The organism is Corynebacterium sp. ACRQP (assembly GCF_022345915.1).
In the GTDB taxonomy this organism is placed as follows: Bacteria; Actinomycetota; Actinomycetes; order Mycobacteriales; family Mycobacteriaceae; genus Corynebacterium; species Corynebacterium lehmanniae.
This window is the reverse complement of the sequence record NZ_JAKRMZ010000030.1, coordinates 14489-31990: the sequence shown is the minus strand read 5'-3', so window position 1 is coordinate 31990 and position 17502 is coordinate 14489. Positions and strand designations below refer to the sequence as shown.

Below are 17502 nucleotides of genomic sequence, written 5' to 3'. Positions count from 1 at the left end.
GTTCCGGGGTGGGTGTGGGGGTTGGCTCGGGCTCGGGTTCCGGTTCCGGCTCGGGCGTGACCTCTGGTTCCGGTTCCGGGACGGTCACCTTTATGTTCGCGCCGACTTTGGTGTCGGAACCGTCTTTGAATACCACGTCCAAGAAAACGTCTTGGTTGAACGCGGAAGCGTTCTGCTTTGCTGCGACAGTCAATGCGCCAGTGCGTGAGTCGACCCTGATGTCGACACCGTGCTTTTCGGCGTAATTCGTGTGGAAGATCGTGACAACGCTGCCGTCCGGCAGGCCATCTGGCGAGTAGCTGACGGTCTCACCGGGGTGCAGTTCCACATCCGGGTAAGTCACACGAGCGGTCTCGGACTGCGGGTTCTCTGGTTTCACCAGGAGGAACGGGGCCACGAGGTATTTGACGGAGCCGTCCGGGAAGTGTGCGGCCACATCGGTCTCGAAGGAGATGTTGGGCTTGGTGTTGTTCGGGGGAGTCACGGTGACCTCACCGGTGGTGCGTGCGACGTCGATAGTCCAGCCCGGCATGAATTCCCCATAGGGCTCGAACCAGGTGCCATACGGGAAGTCGCCTCCGAGCTTCGACGTGAACGGTCCTGGCGTGGGCGCCTCCACCTTCTTGTACTCCAACTCGGCCCGCTCGTTGTCCCACAACCCAGGCTCACCGATCTCGAACACCGCGGAACCCAGGCCAACGCTCTGGTCGCTGTAGGTCACCTCCACCGGGACGAAAAATTGCGAGCCCGAGGTCTTGATGGGCCGCTTCGGGGTCATCGCCACTTGGCCTGTTTGCTTATCGACGTCCACGTCGAAGCGCTTGGTCAGATAGGGGACTAAATCCTCGCGAAACTTGAAACTCTCGGCGCCCCGGGTTGGACCGTCGAACTGCGCTACCGCGGTCTCGTCTCCCCGCATGACGGTGTGGTGCCACTCCGGTTGAATGCGATGGTCATAGAGGTAATTGAAGAAGTCGGAGAGATCCTCGCGTCTAAGTTCCTCGAACGACTGCTCATCAACGTCCATTGTCAGTAGCGGCACTTCTATAGTGGCTTCCGAGCCATCCGGGTAGTGCACCGTCACAGCCGCAGCGGTGTTGGAGCGGAAACGCAGGGAGTCTGTCTGCGTCACGGTGAGGGTGCCCTTGTCGTCCACCTCAGCCTTGAAGTGCTCCGGCGCGACAACGGAGAACGTGGTGCCCTCGGGCACCTCACCCTGAAGCGGCTCCGCTACGGGCCGGTCGAGCGAGGTGTACACCGCGTAGTACTCCACCGGGTATTTCTGCGCCATCTCGCCGAGCTGATCCACCACGTCCACCTGCACCGTGCGCTGTACGGTGCGAAAGCCGTCGCTGACCGCAACGGTGAGCATCGTGCGCTCGCCGGGGGAGACGTCGTCCGCGACGCGGATGGTGACTTCGCCGGTGCGCGGTTCCGTCGTAAAGCTATAGCCCAAGTAGTCACGTTCGCCGGAGAAACGCACGTCGCTGGAGAACTCGCCCTCCGGCTTCACCTTCACCTCCCCGCCCGGGGTGACGCGGACGTCTGGCCAGCTCAGGGAATCGATGCTTTGGACCTGGGTGGTCTCCGCGAGCGCGTGGGGGACAGTTGCGCCGCCGCACACCAGCGAGGCAGCAGTGGCGACGGCGACGGCCGCGCGGCCGAAGTTTTTGGCAGACATGGGAAGCCTTTCGGGAAACAATGTTGGCTGAGCAGCAGTATACGCCTTGAGCTGGGGAAAGCACGACAACTTAGTCCCTGTCCGAGAGGGAACCGCCGAGCGGTTGCGAGCGTCTAACTAGGCATGACCCACCTCTACAACGGCATGGCCACCACTGCCGGCGCGTTGCTCTACCCGAACCCGGGGCGTCTGTTGCCTGGAATGGCCAGCGTGAACGGGAAGTTCCAGGTGCCGCGCCACGTGCTGCGCCCGGACAGCATCGTCATCCGCGATTCCGTCCGCCACCCGCGCCAGGTGCGTTACCCTGTCCCTGCCGAGTACCGCGCGGCCGCCCACGCGCTCACGCACCCGGGCACCACAGTTGCCGGTTTCGGCGCGCTGGCGCTCTACGGGCTGCCGTACCTTGTGGACGCGCACGACACTGTCTTGATCTCGCCTACGTGCGGGCGCAAGAAATGGGGCACCCAGTTCACTCCTACCGTGATAAGAAAATCCCTACGACCAGGGGAGACGTGGCATGTTCTGTGCCGCGGCGAGCACATCAAGGTTGCCGCGCCACCAGTGGCGGCGGCGCAAGCGCTCAAGCTCATCCGCACAAAGCAGTGCTCGTGGCCCGTGCATGCACCTGAGGACGAAGAGGTGTTTCTGCGCGCGATCCAGCTCGTCGACGCATGCCGCAGATTCCTCGGCATCTCCCCTGAGGAAATCGCCGAAGCGGGGCACAACCGTGTGGCTACCCGGTGGCTCGCGTCGGTGCTCAAGGCGTCGAGCGCGCGCGCTGATTCGCCGAAAGAGACCGAGATGCGGTTCTTGGCCGCCAAGGTGGCCAAGGAATTCGGCCTCCGGTTGGAGGAGCAGGTGGAGTTTCACGCCGACGGGCGGCCGCTCACCCGCGCCGACCTGGGGTTCCCGGAAGCGCGGCTGGCGTTGTTCTACGACGGCATCCATCACGAGGAACAGAAGCAACGAATCTATGACAACACCGTCGACCGGGAGCTTGCGGTCCAGCAGTGGACTCCTCTGCGGTACACGCAAAACACGCTGGGATTGTTGGTTGGCCAGCTGCGGGTCATCCTCACCCAGCGCGGTTTTGTACGAATCGACAACAAAAAAATTTGACCTGGGGTTTTAGCGACGAAATCTAGAAAAATGTCGATTCGTACAAAGCGGTTGCCTATCGACGAGCATCCGGCCCTCACTCAGCCCAGCGCCGGTACACCTCGCCGGCGACGTCCGAGAATCCGGTGTTGGACCCGGACAGAGGCTCGAGTGCCCGGATGGTCTCGGCCAGCGCCGCAGCGGCTGCCTCCACGGAGTCGAACACCGGCACGCCGTGGAGCCGGGCCCCGGGCACGGCGGCGCTGGCCGCTAGGGCAGCAAACGAACGGACGTGGCAGCCGTGGAACGCGCAGTACTCGTCGGCGACGGCGAGGAGCTGCTCGCCGGAAAAACCCCTCATGACCGGGCCTGACGGATCCGGGATTCCATGCTGGCGTAGGTGGGGATGAGGGTGCGGGCGAGGTCGGTGACGTGGGCGTCGTCAAGCAATCGCGATGCTGCGGTGACCACCGCACGGCGCGCGGCCTCCTGCTTCGAGCACCCCCATGCGGACGCGAGTAACACGAGCGCCTTGTCCTCGTCTGCGGTCAAGCGGAGCGTCATAGCCATACCACTTTGATACCACGCCGCAACCGGGAAAACCCGGAGAAGCCCGCTAGACTCTTCCACATGGCTGATGACACCACTGGCGGCTTGGACCGCATTCAACCAATCGACATCAACGAGGAGATGCAGACCAGCTACATCGATTACGCCATGAGCGTGATCGTGGGTCGCGCGCTCCCGGATGTGCGCGACGGCATGAAGCCGGTGCACCGTCGCATCATCTACGCAATGTACGACAACGGCTACCGCCCCGAACGCTCCTACGTGAAGAGCGCGAAGCCGGTGGCGGACACGATGGGTAACTACCACCCGCACGGCGACAGCGCCATCTACGACACCCTGGTGCGCATGGCGCAGCCGTGGGCCATGCGCTACCCGCTTGTGGACGGCCAGGGCAACTTCGGCTCCCCGGGCAACGACGGCCCGGCCGCGATGCGTTACACGGAGTGCAAGATGACTCCGCTGGCTATGGAGATGGTGCGCGACATCCGCGAAAACGCCGTGGATTTCGTGCCGAACTACGACGGCAAGACCCAGGAGCCGACCGTCCTGCCGTCGCGTGTGCCGAACCTGCTCATGAACGGCTCCAACGGCATCGCCGTCGGCATGGCCACCAACATCCCGCCGCACAACCTGAACGAGCTGGCGGAGGCGATCTACTGGATCCTGGAGAACCACGACGCCGAGGAGAAGGAAACCCTCGACGCCGTGATGGAGCGAGTGAAGGGCCCGGACTTCCCCACGGCGGGCCTGATCGTGGGCGACCAGGGCATCAAGGACGCCTACACCACCGGCCGCGGCTCCATCCGCATGCGCGGGGTGACCGAGATCGAGGAGATTGGCAACCGCCAGGTCATCACGATCACCGAGCTGCCCTACCAGGTCAACCCGGACAACTTCATCCACAACATCGCCGAGCAGGTCACCGCCGGCAAGATGGTGGGCATCTCCAAGATTGAGGACGAGTCCTCCGACCGCGTGGGCATGCGAATCGTCGTCACGCTGAAGCGCGACGCTGTGCCGCGCGTGGTGCTGAACAACCTGTACAAGCACTCGGCGCTGGAGACGAACTTCTCCGCCAACATGCTCAGCATTGTCGACGGCGTCCCGCGCACCCTGCGCCTGGACCAGATGCTGCGCTTCTACGTCAAGCACCAGATCGAAGTCATCGTCCGTCGCACCCAGTACCGCCTGGACGAGGCCGAAAAGCGCGCCCACATCCTCCGCGGCCTGGTCAAGGCGCTGGACATGTTGGACGAGGTCATCTCCCTGATCCGCCGCTCGCCGACTGTGGACGACGCCCGCGCCGGCCTGATCGACCTGCTCGACGTCGACGAGATCCAGGCCAACGAGATCCTGGCCATGCAGCTGCGCCGCCTGGCGGCCCTGGAGCGCCAGAAGATCATCGACGACCTGGCCGCCATCGAAGAACAGATCGCGGACTACAAGGACATCCTGGCCAAGCCGGAGCGCCAGCGTGCAATTGTCGGCGACGAGCTCAAGGAGATCGTCGATAAGTATGGCGATGAGCGCCGCACCCGCATCGTCGCCGCCACCGGCGACGTCACCGAAGAAGACCTCATCGCCCGCGAAAACGTGGTGGTCACCATCACCTCCACCGGCTACGCCAAGCGCACCAAGGTCGACGCCTACAAGAGCCAGAAACGCGGCGGCAAGGGCGTGCGCGGCGCCGAGCTGAAGCAGGACGACGTGGTGAAGAACTTCTTCATCTGCTCCACCCACGACTGGATCCTGTTCTTCACCAACTTCGGCCGCGTCTACCGCCTCAAGGCCTACGAGCTGCCGGAAGCTGGCCGCACCGCCCGCGGCCAGCACGTGGCCAACCTGCTGGAGTTCCAGCCGGAGGAGAAGATCGCCCAGATCATCCAGATCCAGACCTACGAGGACGCCCCGTACCTGGTCCTGGCCACCCGCGACGGCCGCGTGAAGAAGTCCCGCCTCACCGACTACGAGTCCGCTCGCTCCGCCGGCCTGATCGCCATCAACCTCAACGAAGGCGACGCGCTCATCGGCGCCTCCCTTGTCGGCGAGGACGACGACCTGCTGCTGGTATCCGAACAGGGCCAGTCCATCCGCTTCTCCGCCGACGACGAGCAGCTGCGGCCGATGGGCCGCGCCACCGCCGGCGTGAAGGGCATGCGCTTCAAGGGCGACGACCAGCTTTTGGCCATGACCGTGGCCAAGGACGGCGAATACCTGCTTGTGGCCACCTCCGGCGGCTACGGCAAGCGCACCGCCATCGAGGAGTACAACGCGCAGGGCCGTGGCGGCATGGGTGTGATGACCTTCAAGTACAGCCCGAAGCGCGGCAAACTCATCGGCGCGCTCTCTGTCGCGGAGGACGACCAGATCTTCGCCATCACCTCCGCCGGCGGCGTGATCCGCACCGAGGTCGACCAGATTCGCCCGTCGTCCCGCGCGACCATGGGCGTGCGGCTGGTGGACCTTGCCGGCGGCGTCGAGCTGCTCGCCATCGACCGCAACGTCGAGGACGAAGGCGAGGAGGAAGCCACCGCAGTCGCCACCGGGCAGAAGACCCTCGAGCAAGCGCTTAGCGACGACAGCTCCGCCGGTTCCTCTGATTCCCAGGCCGACGAGGACAAGGAGTAGCCCGTGGCTGTCCGCAAAGTGACCGTGCGCCACATCGGCGCCGGCTCCACCTTCAAAGTGGCAACGCTGCTGGCCTTTCTGGGCTTCATCGCCTGGATGGCCGCCTGCCTGCTGGTCTACTACGGGCTGGAGCGCGCCGGGGTGGTGGATTCAGTGAATTCGCTGATCGGAGGCGTCGGAGGCGACCAGGTGGTGGACATGAAACTGGCCATGTCCGCCGCGGGCCTGTTCGGCCTGGTGGGCTTCCTGTTCCAGGTGATCATGGCCCCGCTGACGGTGATCATGTACAACGCCATCGCGGACCTGGTCGGCGGCATCAACTTCACCATGTCCAACCGGGCGAAGTAGGGGCTGGTCTCCGGGCCGGGCCCCTCAAAACCCCATGTCGATACCTCGATGTCGATAGTTCCTGGTCACAGGTTTGAGCCCTGTTCCGGCGGCTTTTCGTCGAAAGGCTCTGACCTGCAACCATCGACCTCAAGGTATCGACTTCGCCATTCCCGCCTTCATCGCTCGCGGACTCCGCATTGCGGACAATTCCGGGTCGACCAACTATTGGCCCGTGCCCAGTTTTTGTACGAATCAACACTGCAAATTGCCGACCTGTGTGTTTGCAGGCCCGAAAGAGACCGAAATGTCGATTCGTACAAAATCCCGACGACTGGGGTCCAGCAACTCCGCATTGCGGACAACCCCGGCGACCCCAACTATTGGCCAGCACCCACGAAAAAAGCCCATGCGGAACCGGGGCGCTGGGCTAGAAGGGGAGCAGGCCGTTCATGGCGGCGAAGCCTGCACCCGCGATGCCCAGGACGGCCAGAGCTGCGACCACGGAGCCGACGATCGCGGCGACGTTCACGTCTGCGGCCTTGGCCGGAGCGGCCTCGGCGGGCGAGTCTTTAGCGGGCGTGGCCGTGGCCGCCTGAGAAGCCTGCGCCTGTGAAGCCGCAACCGCCGGCGCTGCGCCGTGGGAGACGGTGCGGGCGCCGAGCTCGAGGGCGTCGTGGCCGATGCGCGGGGTGTCCAGGACCAGGGAGTCCCAGTCGGCGGGCACCTCGACGGGGCCGTTCGGGCCCTCGGCGATGTAGGCCTCCTCGGAGTAGTTGAAGTGGGTGAACTCGTGGTCGTAGTTCATCACGGAGAGGTATTCGGCCGGGGTGGCCTGACTGCGCGGCAGCTTGCGGGTGACGTCCGCGGATCCGTTGTGGCGCAGACCGAGGGTGTGGCCGAACTCGTGGAGGATGGCGTTGCGGAGCTGCTCGTCGGTGTCGATCTGGTCGTTGTTGGCCACGAAGAAGGCGCTGTCGCCGACGAGGGCGACGCCGGTGGTGTAGTCGCCGCGGTCGATCTGGTCGCCGATGATGCCCAGGCGGAAGGCGTTGGAGCGGTCGCCGAGGTAGGTGTCGATGTCCTGGAGCAGGCGCACGCCGGTGATCTGGTCGGCGAAGTAGTACTGCGAGTAGGCCACGGTCTCGCCGCCGTGGAACTCGGTGTAGTTGGGGATGTTGGTGTAGGTCTCGCCGGCGTCGATGTGGAGGGCGATGCCGTGGTCGTCGAAAAGCTTGACGATGTCCTGCAGCGCCTCCGCGGACGGCGCGAAGGACCTGCCGTTGTGGTCTTCCATCCAGTTGAGCTGGAGGAACAGGTCGGGGCGGTTGGGGTCGACGCCCCAGTCGGGCAGGGCGAGCTCGGTGCCGTCGTGAAGTACGACGCCCTCGGTTTCCCAGTCGTCGGGGAGGCCGTCGTTGTCGGAGTCGATGGCGTACTCGGCAGCCTCGAGGTCAACGAGTGCGGAGGCGTCGTCGGCGGCGGCCGGCTGGAGGCCAGTGAAGGCGAGTGCTGCTGCGAGCGCGGCGGCGAGGGCCTTGGTCTGTGTGCGCATCTCGTTGCTCCTTTGTGCGTTGTGGTGGACATGGGCTGCTTCGATGTCCATGATTTTATGCAAGGAGTTTGCGCAGGTAAACCGGGGTAAGATCGTTCAACACTTGGTTCGGATTGTTCAACGTTTGCGGCCCGCACGGGCGCGGATTGTTCACCAATCAGCCCCTGCCAAAACACCCCACGAACCCGAGGGCAGCCCCCTCACCTGCAAAGACGCACAAAACCCCAGGACAGCGCGGATTGTTCACCACTTATCGCAACGCCTACCCCCGCCTATTACCCCTGCTTACCGGGAGGGTGGAACGTCGATAAGCAAATGCCTCTTTTATGGGCCGTACGCTGGCGATTTGGAGCTGTTGTGGGTGCTCTGTAATATTCCTATTCGTTCCAAGGGCCTATAGCTCAGTCGGTTAGAGCGCATCGCTGATAACGATGAGGTCGCAAGTTCGATTCTTGCTAGGCCCACGGTACCCTTGGGTACGCGGGGCATTAGCTCAGTTGGTAGAGCACCTGCTTTGCAAGCAGGATGTCAGGAGTTCGATTCTCCTATGCTCCACAGATTGCTCCCTCCGGTTGCGGAGGGAGCTTTTTGCTTTGCGACGGTTGCTCTGTGGCAGAACTTTCACACTTACCGCCTCCACACTGCGAATCAAACTGCGAAAACGCAGGTAGACAAAGTGCGAAAGTGAGAATACACTCACAACCATGACTTGGACTGAGGGGCAGTTGCGCGAGACGCTCTCCCAGTTGCGTGCGTTTGGAGATGACACCACGCTGGTTGAGTGCAAAACCGCAGGTGGGGGAGTCCCAGAAAGCATTGGGGAAACGCTGTGCGCGTTTGCCAACATGCCGCAATCGGGCGCAATTCTCCTCGGGGTGAGCGAGCGCAGGGGCTTTGAGGTCACCGGGGTTGACCACCCAGCGCAGATGGAAAAGAAGGTGACCAGCGTGAACCGGGCGGCGGTCAAACCCGCGCCACAGTTGGAGTTCACGCACCTGTCCTTGGAGGGGAAGAACGTGGTGGTCGTTGAAGTCACGCCACTGTTGCCCTCCGGGAAGCCTGCGAACTACGACGGCAAACCGTATCTGCGGCAGGCAGACGGCGATTACGTGATGAACTCCAACGACCTGAAGATGCTGGAGCTCTCGGCGCTGGCCGAGAGGCAGCAGTCGCACTTCGATTTCGAGTCCGTGCCGGGAACTGATGCTGGAGTCCTGGATAATGAGGTGCTCACGGGGTTTTTGAGGGCTGTGCGGGGCTCTCGCTCTCGCATCTCCAAAATCGATGACGATGCTCAGCTGTTGCAGGTCACCAACGTCACCGACAGTGAGGGCAACGTCCGCTTCGGCGGCCTGTACGCACTGGGGTACTTGCCACAGTCTGTTGAGCCGGCACTCGGCGCCACGGCTGCGGTGCGCCTTTCCCGCGGTGAGGGCGTGGGCCGGAACAGGAATCTCACAGAGATAGAAGGGCCTTTGCCGGTGATGCTGACGGAGGCTATGGAGTGGATTCGGCAGAATTCAGACACCGTCAGCCGGTACACGAGCAGCGGGCACCTGGTGGACGAACCAGAGTTTCCTCCCAGTGCGATCCGCGAGGTGTTGGCGAATGCCCTGGTGCACCGGGACTTGGGTCCGTCGGTGGATGTGGGCAAGAAGGTTGAAATTCGCATCACGGAGCGGATGCTCATCGTGGTCAGCCCGGGTGGGCTGCGCGGACTGTCTGTGTCACAGCTAGAGAGCCCCGCTCTGACAAAATCGCCGGTGAACAAGAGGCTGTACGAGATAGCGCGCTACCTCCGAACAGAAGATGGTGAGCGCGTCATCGAAGGCGAGGGCGGCGGCATCCAGGAAATCTTGGCTGCGACGAGGGAGGCTCGCCTGCCAAAGCCGCGCTTTATTGACAACGGCGTGGAGTTCAAAGTGCTCTTCCCGCGCGGTTCCCGTTTCACAGAGGAACAAAACACCTGGTTGAAAGGGCTGCAAAGCGGCGGCGAACAGTTCACACCGACGGAGGAGGATCTGCTTGTAGAGCTGCAGAATCACGGAGCCACCTCCTTCCAAGCAATAACGCAGCGCTACTCGCCACTTGGAGCGCAGTCCTGCAGAAACATGCTGCGAAAACTTGTAGGCGCTGGCGCCATCGTGGAGTCGGACGGGGTGTTCTCCTTGACCGGGCAGTCCACGGGACAGCATTCCGATTTCACCGTCCGGGCAGAGAGCCTCGCTGCGCTGGGTAAGAATGTTCCTGCCGTGTACCAGGCGATTCCGCCCGCCGGCGCTGTCACGCTCAAGGAACTGCAAGCCACCACGGGTCTGTCGCCGGCTCAGCTGCGTTACGCGTTGGAGCCTTTGTTAGACCACGCCCACGTGGTCATGCTCGGTGGCCAGGGACAGCGCAGTACCACCTACCGGCGCACCTGATTCGCACTTTCAACCCCCACACTGCGAATCAAACTCCGAAACCGCTGGTAGAACAAGTGCGAAAGTGAGAATCGGCATGCGGCCAATCTCGCCCCCCGCCCACGGTAAGCTCCCAAGGCGTGAACACCTACCTCTCCCGCTTCGACGCCATGGCGGACAAGGCGGCGGCGCAGGTGATCGCGCAGTATTCCACGAGTTTTTCCCTGGCCGTGCGCACGCTGCCGGAGCCGGAGCGCACCCACATCCGGAACCTGTACGCGGTGGTGCGCATCGCGGACGAGATCGTGGACGGCACCACCGCCCAGGCCAACGAATGCCCGGAAACGGCCCTTGACCTGTACGAAGAGCAAGTCCTGCACGCGCCGGCCCACCGCTTCCACACGGATCCGGTGCTGCACGCGTGGGCGCGCACGTTCCGCGAGTGCCGCCTCAACGAGGACCACGTGCGCGCCTTTTTCGCCTCCATGCGCGCGGATCTGACGCAGACCGCTTTCACGCCGGAAGAGCTGGATACCTATATATATGGCAGCGCTGAGGTCATCGGCTTGATGTGCCTGGACATTTTCCTGCGCGGCCGCGACACCCCGCACCGCCGCGAGCTGGAGGACGGCGCCCGCGCGCTCGGCAGCGCGTTTCAGAAGGTGAACTTCCTGCGCGACCTCGGGGAGGACAGCCGCGCGCTCGGCCGCGCGTACTTCGACCCCCCGCTTGACGACGCCCTAAAGTCCACCCTCACCAGCCAAATCACCGACGAACTCGACCGCGCCCACACGGCCATCCCGCTGCTGCCGCCGGCGGCCCGCGGGGGAGTGGCCGCCGCCGGGGCGCTGTTCAGGGAGCTCAACGCCCGCATCGCCGCCACCCCGGCAGCCGAGCTGCGCACCACCCGCATCAGCGTGCCCAACCACATCAAGCTCGCGCTGACGGCAAAAGCGCTCGCAAACGCAAGGAAGCAATGAAACCGCAACCGAAGTCAGCCATCGTGATCGGCGCCGGCGTGGCCGGCATGGCCACCGCGGCGTTGTTGGCCCGTGAGGGCATCGACACCACCGTGGTGGAAAAGCTGCCTACCTACGGCGGCCGCGCCGGCAACGAGACCGTCGACGGTTTCCGTTTCGACACCGGCCCGAGCTGGTACCTCATGCCGGACGCGTTCGACCACTTCTTCGGGCTTTTCGGCAAACGCACCGAGGACCTCCTCAATCTCCAGCCCCTCGCCCCCGCCTACCGCCTCTTCCCGGAGACAGGCGAGCCCATCGACGTCCACTCCGGCCGTGACAACGCCGCCAAGCTCTTCGAGCAGCTCGAACCGGGCGCGGGCGCCAAGCTCCTGGAATACCTGGATAGCGCCGAGGAGACCTACGACCTGGCCATCCAGAACTTCCTGTACACCAACTTCCGCTCCCTCGAGCCGCTGAAGCGCATCCGCGGCCAGTACACCCGCCTCGCGCGCTGCCTCACCGAACCCTTGGACAGGTTCGTGGCCAAGCGCTTCACAGACACGCGCCTGCGCCAGATGCTCACGTACCCGTCGGTGTTCCTCTCCTCGCACCCGAGCCGCACGCCGAGCATGTATCACCTGCTCAGCCACACCGACCTCACCCAGGGGGTGCTGTATCCGCAGGGCGGTTTCGCCGCGGTCATGGACGCGCTCTACGCGCTCGCCGTCGAACACGGCGCGCGGTTCCGTTTCAACTCCGAGGTCGCGGCCATCGAGGACAGGGGCGTAATGCTTATCGACGGCCAAAGGCTCCCCGCCGACCTCACCATCTCCGCCGCGGACCTCCACCACACCGAAACCCGCCTGCTGCCGAAGAGTAAGCGCACCTACGACGAGTCTTGGTTCGCCCCGCGCGACCCCGGCCTGGGCACGGTGCTGGTCATGCTGGGCGTCGAAGGCGAAATCCCGGGGCTGGCCCACCACAACTTCCTGTTCAGCGACGACTGGTCCGACGACTTCGATGCTGTATTTAATGGACCGGTTGCTAGCCGCCCACTGGGCGCGTCGCAGTCCATCTACGTGTCCAAGCCGTCGGCGACGGATCCGTCTGTGGCGCCTGCCGGCCACGAGAACCTGTTCGTGCTGGTGCCGGTGCCCGCGGATCCGTCGGTGGGCCACGGCGACATGTACCGCGGCGAAGCCTCGGAGCAGGTGCAGCGGATCGCGGACGCGGCGATCGAGCAGATTGCGTCACGGTGTGGGGTTGCGGGGCTGGGCCGGAGGATCGTCGTAAAGCAAACGCTCGGGCCTGCGGACTTTGCCGAGCGCTACCACGCCTGGTCCGGCGGGTCCATCGGGCCCGCGCACACGCTGCGGCAGTCCGCGTTCTTGCGCGGCTCCAACACAAGCCGGAAGGTGGAGTCGCTGATGTACGCTGGAGCGACCACGACGCCGGGGGTGGGCGTGCCCATGTGTTTGATTTCCGCTGAGAATGTGCTCAAGCGGGTCCGCGGCGACAGAAGTTCGGGCCCGCTGGACCGCTGACCGTCGGTTTGTTGAACAATTGCGGGTTTTGTGGTGAAGATCACTCGATTTTTTTGTGTGGAAAAGTTGGACAAAGGTCGAGGTCAGCGGGGTGGAGTTATGAGTTTTGTCTTAATATCTGGACTTTTATGGCTTTCAGCGGGGTTAAGGACTTCTTTTCGTCGGTTCATTGCGATTGAATAGGGGTCTGTCAGTTTTGGGGTCCGTGTTCAGGAACTCTCCAGGCTGCTTCGAATATCTCCCTAGACGTTGAAGGACTATGACGTTGCATAACGCAAACCTGAAAAAGCGCATCATGGCCACCCTGGTCTCCGGTGCAGTTGCATTCGGTGGTGCAGCCGTTGTCGCTCCCGCCGCAGACGCAGACTCGCGTATTACTAGCCAGTACTCCGCCCTCGACTCCTCCGTTGAGCAGGTCGCTGTCGACTACAACTTGAAGCAGGAGTGGAACCGGGACTCGGGCCAGTACTGGACCCCGCTCGGCCCGGGCTGGTGCATCGACCGCCACCTCGATGTCCCGCGCACTAACACTGCATATGAGGTGCGCAAGCTCGACGGCACCTCCGGCTTCTACGGCTTTAACGGCGACATGGGCGGCAACCTCAAGATCGACGAGGATATTGAGCGCGCCGCTATTAACCTGACCAAGCTCATGCTTACGGACGTGAAGCAGGGCAAGAACGCCGATGCAATGTCCAAGAACGTGGCACTGCAGGCGCTGCTGTCCAACAACAAGGAGACCCTGAACCTCCTGCGCGGCTGGGTTGCTGGCTCCCGCAACGTCCAGGTTCCGGGCGTGAAGCCGATCTCCGCACAGCAGTTCCTGCAGTGGACCGGCTTCGAGGTGCGCAAGAGCTACTTCGAGCAGACCGGCCAGGCCAACTACTACCTGGCCCTGAACGACGCTGCTTCTTCCCGCCTGGACGTCAAGGATGGCGAGTACGTCACCATCCTGCTGCCGCGTTCCTACAACGTGTACGAGGACCTGTCCAAGGAGCCGACCAACCAGCGCATCATCACCATTGCGCAGCCGGGCCTCGAGGGCTTCGAACCGGGCGTGAAGGAAGGCCAGACGGTCAAGACCGAGTGGGAGACCGCCCCGGCCACGACCAAGACTGTCACCGAGCGCCCGACCGTGACCAAGACGGTTGAGGTCGGTTCGCCGGACTACATCAAGGAAGAGACCGTCCAGCCGACGGTGACCAAGACGCAGTACGTCCAGCCGGTGCAGGAAGAGATCGCTACCGTCACTCCGGCGGAGAAGACGGTCACCACCACCCGTCGCCCGGAGGTCTCCACCGTCACTGAGACCAAGAAGGAGTCCGCACCGGACGTCACCATCACCAAGACCGCCCCGGCCCGGACCGTGACCCAGACCGTCGTGGGCGAGCCGGAGTACGTCACCGAGACCAAGACCGTCACCCCGACGACCACCGTCACCGGCGCGAAGCAGACCGAGTACGCCACCCGCACCCTCGAGCCGAAGGTTGAGACGGTTACGGAGACCAAGCCGGCCGTGACCTCCACCGCTACCGTCACCGCTGCGCCGGAGACGAAGTACGTGGCTACCACTGTCACCAGCACCCAGCGCGAAGAGAAGACCACCACCAAGGAGGTCGAGCGCTACTTCCGCCACTACGACTACGCCTTCGACTTCCGCACCGGCGAGAAGACCGAGGAGATCGAGGTCAAGAACCTCGGCTCCTGGGACATCGACTTCGTCGACGATTCCAACGGTCTGGTCGAGGTGACCAAGGAGGTCCGCGAGGACGGCACCGCCATCCTCAAGATCACCCCGAAGAAGGAAGGCCGCGGCAAGGTCCGCATCGTTGTCGTGGACAACGAGGGCAACCGCCACGAGTACGTCATCGACGTGGTCAACGATTCCACCACCGTGGAGACCACCGGCGAGGTCACCGTGAACAACCACTACTTCAACGTGGGTGTTTCCGGTGTGAACCAGAACATCGACATCCCGGCAGGCTGGGACTACGAGATCGTCGAGGGCAAGGGCCTGGTCACCACCGAGGAGAAGGACGGCAAGCTCAACGTCAAGATCAACGACGGCGTGCTCAAGGGCAACGTCAAGATCGAGGTGTTTGAGAAGAACGACAAGGGCGAGAAGACGGGCAACAAGAACGTCTACGAGTTCAACATCGACGCCACCTCCGACAAGTACACGCAGACCCGCGTGATCGGTAACGCCAACTCCTACAAGCTGGAGATTGAAAACGTTGAGAACAAGCCGGAGATCGTCTCCGGCGAGGACCTCATCGAGTCCATCGAGAAGCGCGACGGCTTTTGGATCATCACTCCGAAGCCGAACGCCGAGGGCAAGGTTGTGCTCAAGGCTGTGGACGCCGAGGGCAAGACCCACACCTACACCCTGGACATCCGCCCGGGCGCCAACGTGCTGGTCGACGTTGAGACCCACCTCATCGAAGAGGGCACGGATGTCGACGTCAAGACCTCCGGCGACGATTGGGATTTGATCCAGACCGGCGGCAACGAAGACAACTGGGACATCAAGCCGACCGATAACGGCTTTAAGATCCACAACGAAAACAACGGCACCGGCATCTTCAACCTGTACGCGAAGGATGGCAACGGTGAGCGCGTGCTGGTTGGCGTCTACACCATCTCGGCGAAGCCGAAGGAAGAGGACGCTCAGTACGAGATCCCGAAGTTCACCCAGGATCTGAAGGACCGCAACACCGCCGAGTTCAAGCCGGGCAACGAGAGCAACACCTTCGAAATCATTGAGGGCAAGGACAACGCGACCCTGGTAAAGACCGAGGACGGCAAGTTCCGCGTGCTGCCGAAGGTTGGTTTCGAGGGCCAGATCGTCGTCGCTGAGAAGTCCCCGAACGGCAAGACCGTTGCTGAGTGGACCCTCAACGTCACCAAGAGCAAGGTCCAGGACCGCGTGATCGACGTCAAGGTTGGCGACGATGTTCGGATTGCTGGCGAGACCCAGAAGCTTAACCTCAAGGTCGTCGAGGGCGAGGAGCTCGTCGAGAGCATCGAGAACGGCAAGGTCAACTTTAAGCCGGGCGCTAAGGGCACTGTGATCATTCACAACCTGAACTCCCGTGATCTGCCGTTCCAGACCTGGCAGTTCAACGTCACGCCGTCCGAGCCGCGCGAGGAGAACATCACCCTCAACCCGACCTCGAAGCTGACTCTGACGATCCCGGAGGGCTCCGACTACGAGGTCACCGAACCGTCCCTGGTTGACGTCACCAAGGACGGCAACACCATCATCGTCACCCCGAAGGACGGCGCTGAGGGCAAGACCCAGGTCAAGATCAAGAAGGGCGACGACGTTTACGTCATCTACAACATCGACGTCGTCCCGGGCGAAAACGGCAAGGGCGGCAGCTCCGAGTCCCGCGAGCAGAACTTCAAGCTCACCGAGGACGGCAGCTTCACCATCACCCGAATCAACAAGAACGAGATTCGCGTCGATGAGGGCAAGGAGTACGTCAACGTCAAGATCGACGAGAAGACCGGTAAGTGGATCCTGACTCCGAAGGGCAAGGACTCCATCGGCAAGACCGTCACCGTCGTCGAGGTGGACAAGAACGACAAGGTGGTCAAGCGCCACACGATCGAGATCGTGGAGCAGCCGACCCCGCTGAAGTTCGTCGAGGAGCGCGTTGTCTACAAGCGCGATTTCAACGACAAGATCATTCCGGGCAAGGGCAACACTCTGCACGTGGTCCGTGGCAAGGACCTGATCACCAACGCGGCGCCGGACTCCAAGGGTCAGCTGTTCATCCAGCCGACTGAGAACAAGTCTGGTTCCATCCTTGTCGAGGAGCGTGATTCCGAGGGCAACCCGGTCCGCCTCGTCGAGATGGAGATCCCGGGTACGGCTGAGGGTCTTACCCCGCCGGACGTCAACGCTAATGGTTCCCGCGACAAGGGCTTTGACATCAACGTCAAGGGTGGCGAGAACTCGGTCGAGGTCTACGTCTGCTACAACGACGATTGCTCCAAGAAGAAGCGCCTTGAGCCGGGCAAGGAGATTGAGGTCTCCGAGGGTGGCAAGCTGCATGTCCTGCCGGGTGCTCACCTGGACGGCGGCGTCAAGCTCATGGTGGTTCCGGTTGAGAACGGCAAGCTCAACGACAAGGAAAAGGTGATCATCAACATCACCCAGCAGAACACGACGGTCCAGGAGAAGGGCTCCTCCAGCGAGCTTGACGGCAAGTGCATTGCTTCCCTGGTTGGCCTGTCCGCTCCGCTGCTGCTGGCTATCCCGGTCGGCATCCTGTCTCAGGTCCAGATCCCGGGCCTGGAGGGTGTCTCCGCGCAGATCAACGGCGCTATCCAGGATGCGAACAACCGCATCCAGCAGGGCCTGGGCATCTACAACGAGGATCGTGCGCAGCGCGCCGCTGACTTCCAGGGTGCGTTCCAGGGCGTGAACACCGAGCAGCTCGGCATGGCTGCCGGCGCACTCGGAGCGATCACCGTCGGTCTGCTCATCGTTGATCAGGTCATGCGTGCCTGCGGCAAGGAGGAAGTGACCTCCTCCTACCAGCTTGGTAAGGCAACTGACAGCGAGTTCCTGATGTACGGCTCCTCTGGCAAGCCGTCCCAGGCTGAGGCTGATAAGGGCGAGGGCGAAAGCTCTTCCTCTTCCTCCTCTGAGAAGCAGGATTCTTCCAAGTAAGAACCGCCTTTAACCTGTGAAACCCGGTGCCAGTACGGCACCGGGTTTTCGGCG

Annotated in this window: 11 protein-coding genes and 2 tRNA genes; 9 read left to right on the top strand and 4 right to left on the bottom strand. The window is 63.0% G+C overall.

Annotated features, from left to right (window positions below):
* Positions 1–1681 (bottom strand): YPDG domain-containing protein (locus MHY23_RS10835; RefSeq protein WP_239307565.1); only part of this gene is annotated, 1681 nt, incomplete at its 3' end.
* 123 nt (positions 1682–1804) lie between these two features.
* Between MHY23_RS10835 and MHY23_RS10830 the strand changes: the two genes are divergently transcribed.
* Positions 1805–2800, top strand: a complete 996-nt coding sequence (locus MHY23_RS10830) for an endonuclease domain-containing protein (RefSeq protein ID WP_239307564.1) — start codon at positions 1805–1807, stop codon at positions 2798–2800.
* A gap of 76 nt (positions 2801–2876) precedes the next feature.
* On the opposite strand, the gene MHY23_RS10825 is transcribed toward MHY23_RS10830, so the two are convergent.
* Positions 2877–3140 (bottom strand): TetR family transcriptional regulator, encoded by a 264-nt coding sequence (locus tag MHY23_RS10825; RefSeq protein WP_239307563.1) that lies wholly within the window; start codon positions 3138–3140, stop codon positions 2877–2879.
* The gene (locus tag MHY23_RS10820) at positions 3137–3349 is read right to left on the bottom strand and encodes a CopG family transcriptional regulator (protein WP_239307562.1); all 213 of its coding nucleotides are present in this window, start codon (positions 3347–3349) and stop codon (positions 3137–3139) included. Before MHY23_RS10820 ends, MHY23_RS10825 begins: the two co-directional genes overlap by 4 nt.
* 60 nt (positions 3350–3409) lie before the next feature.
* Between MHY23_RS10820 and gyrA the strand changes: the two genes are divergently transcribed.
* On the top strand, positions 3410–5977 hold the full coding sequence (gene gyrA, locus MHY23_RS10815; RefSeq protein ID WP_239307561.1) for a DNA gyrase subunit A: 2568 nt from the start codon (positions 3410–3412) through the stop codon (positions 5975–5977).
* A gap of 3 nt (positions 5978–5980) precedes the next feature.
* Complete coding sequence (locus MHY23_RS10810; protein ID WP_181889417.1) at positions 5981–6325, top strand: DUF3566 domain-containing protein; 345 nt, start codon at positions 5981–5983, stop codon at positions 6323–6325.
* 409 nt (positions 6326–6734) lie between these two features.
* Here MHY23_RS10810 and MHY23_RS10805 read toward each other — a convergent pair whose 3' ends face one another.
* Positions 6735–7859, bottom strand: a complete 1125-nt coding sequence (locus tag MHY23_RS10805; protein ID WP_239307560.1) for a zinc-dependent metalloprotease — start codon at positions 7857–7859, stop codon at positions 6735–6737.
* Positions 7860–8249: 390 nt separating this feature from the next.
* On the opposite strand from MHY23_RS10805, the gene MHY23_RS10800 reads away from it, so the two are divergent.
* The 6 genes from MHY23_RS10800 (at position 8250) to MHY23_RS10775 (ending at position 17448) form a co-directional block, all read left to right on the top strand.
* Positions 8250–8323 (top strand) — tRNA-Ile (locus MHY23_RS10800).
* 18 nt (positions 8324–8341) lie between these two features.
* Positions 8342–8414: transfer RNA gene (locus MHY23_RS10795), tRNA-Ala, on the top strand.
* Positions 8415–8563: 149 nt separating this feature from the next.
* Complete coding sequence (locus MHY23_RS10790; RefSeq protein ID WP_239307559.1) at positions 8564–10282, top strand: RNA-binding domain-containing protein; 1719 nt, start codon at positions 8564–8566, stop codon at positions 10280–10282.
* Positions 10283–10431: 149 nt separating this feature from the next.
* The gene (locus tag MHY23_RS10785) at positions 10432–11241 is read left to right on the top strand and encodes a squalene/phytoene synthase family protein (protein WP_239307566.1); all 810 of its coding nucleotides are present in this window, start codon (positions 10432–10434) and stop codon (positions 11239–11241) included.
* On the top strand, positions 11238–12767 hold the full coding sequence (gene crtI, locus MHY23_RS10780) for a phytoene desaturase family protein (protein ID WP_239307558.1): 1530 nt from the start codon (positions 11238–11240) through the stop codon (positions 12765–12767). The genes MHY23_RS10785 and crtI overlap by 4 nt, the downstream gene beginning before the upstream one ends.
* Positions 12768–13032: 265 nt before the next feature.
* On the top strand, positions 13033–17448 hold the full coding sequence (locus MHY23_RS10775) for a hypothetical protein (protein WP_239307557.1): 4416 nt from the start codon (positions 13033–13035) through the stop codon (positions 17446–17448).
* The last annotated feature ends 54 nt before the right edge of the window (positions 17449–17502 follow it).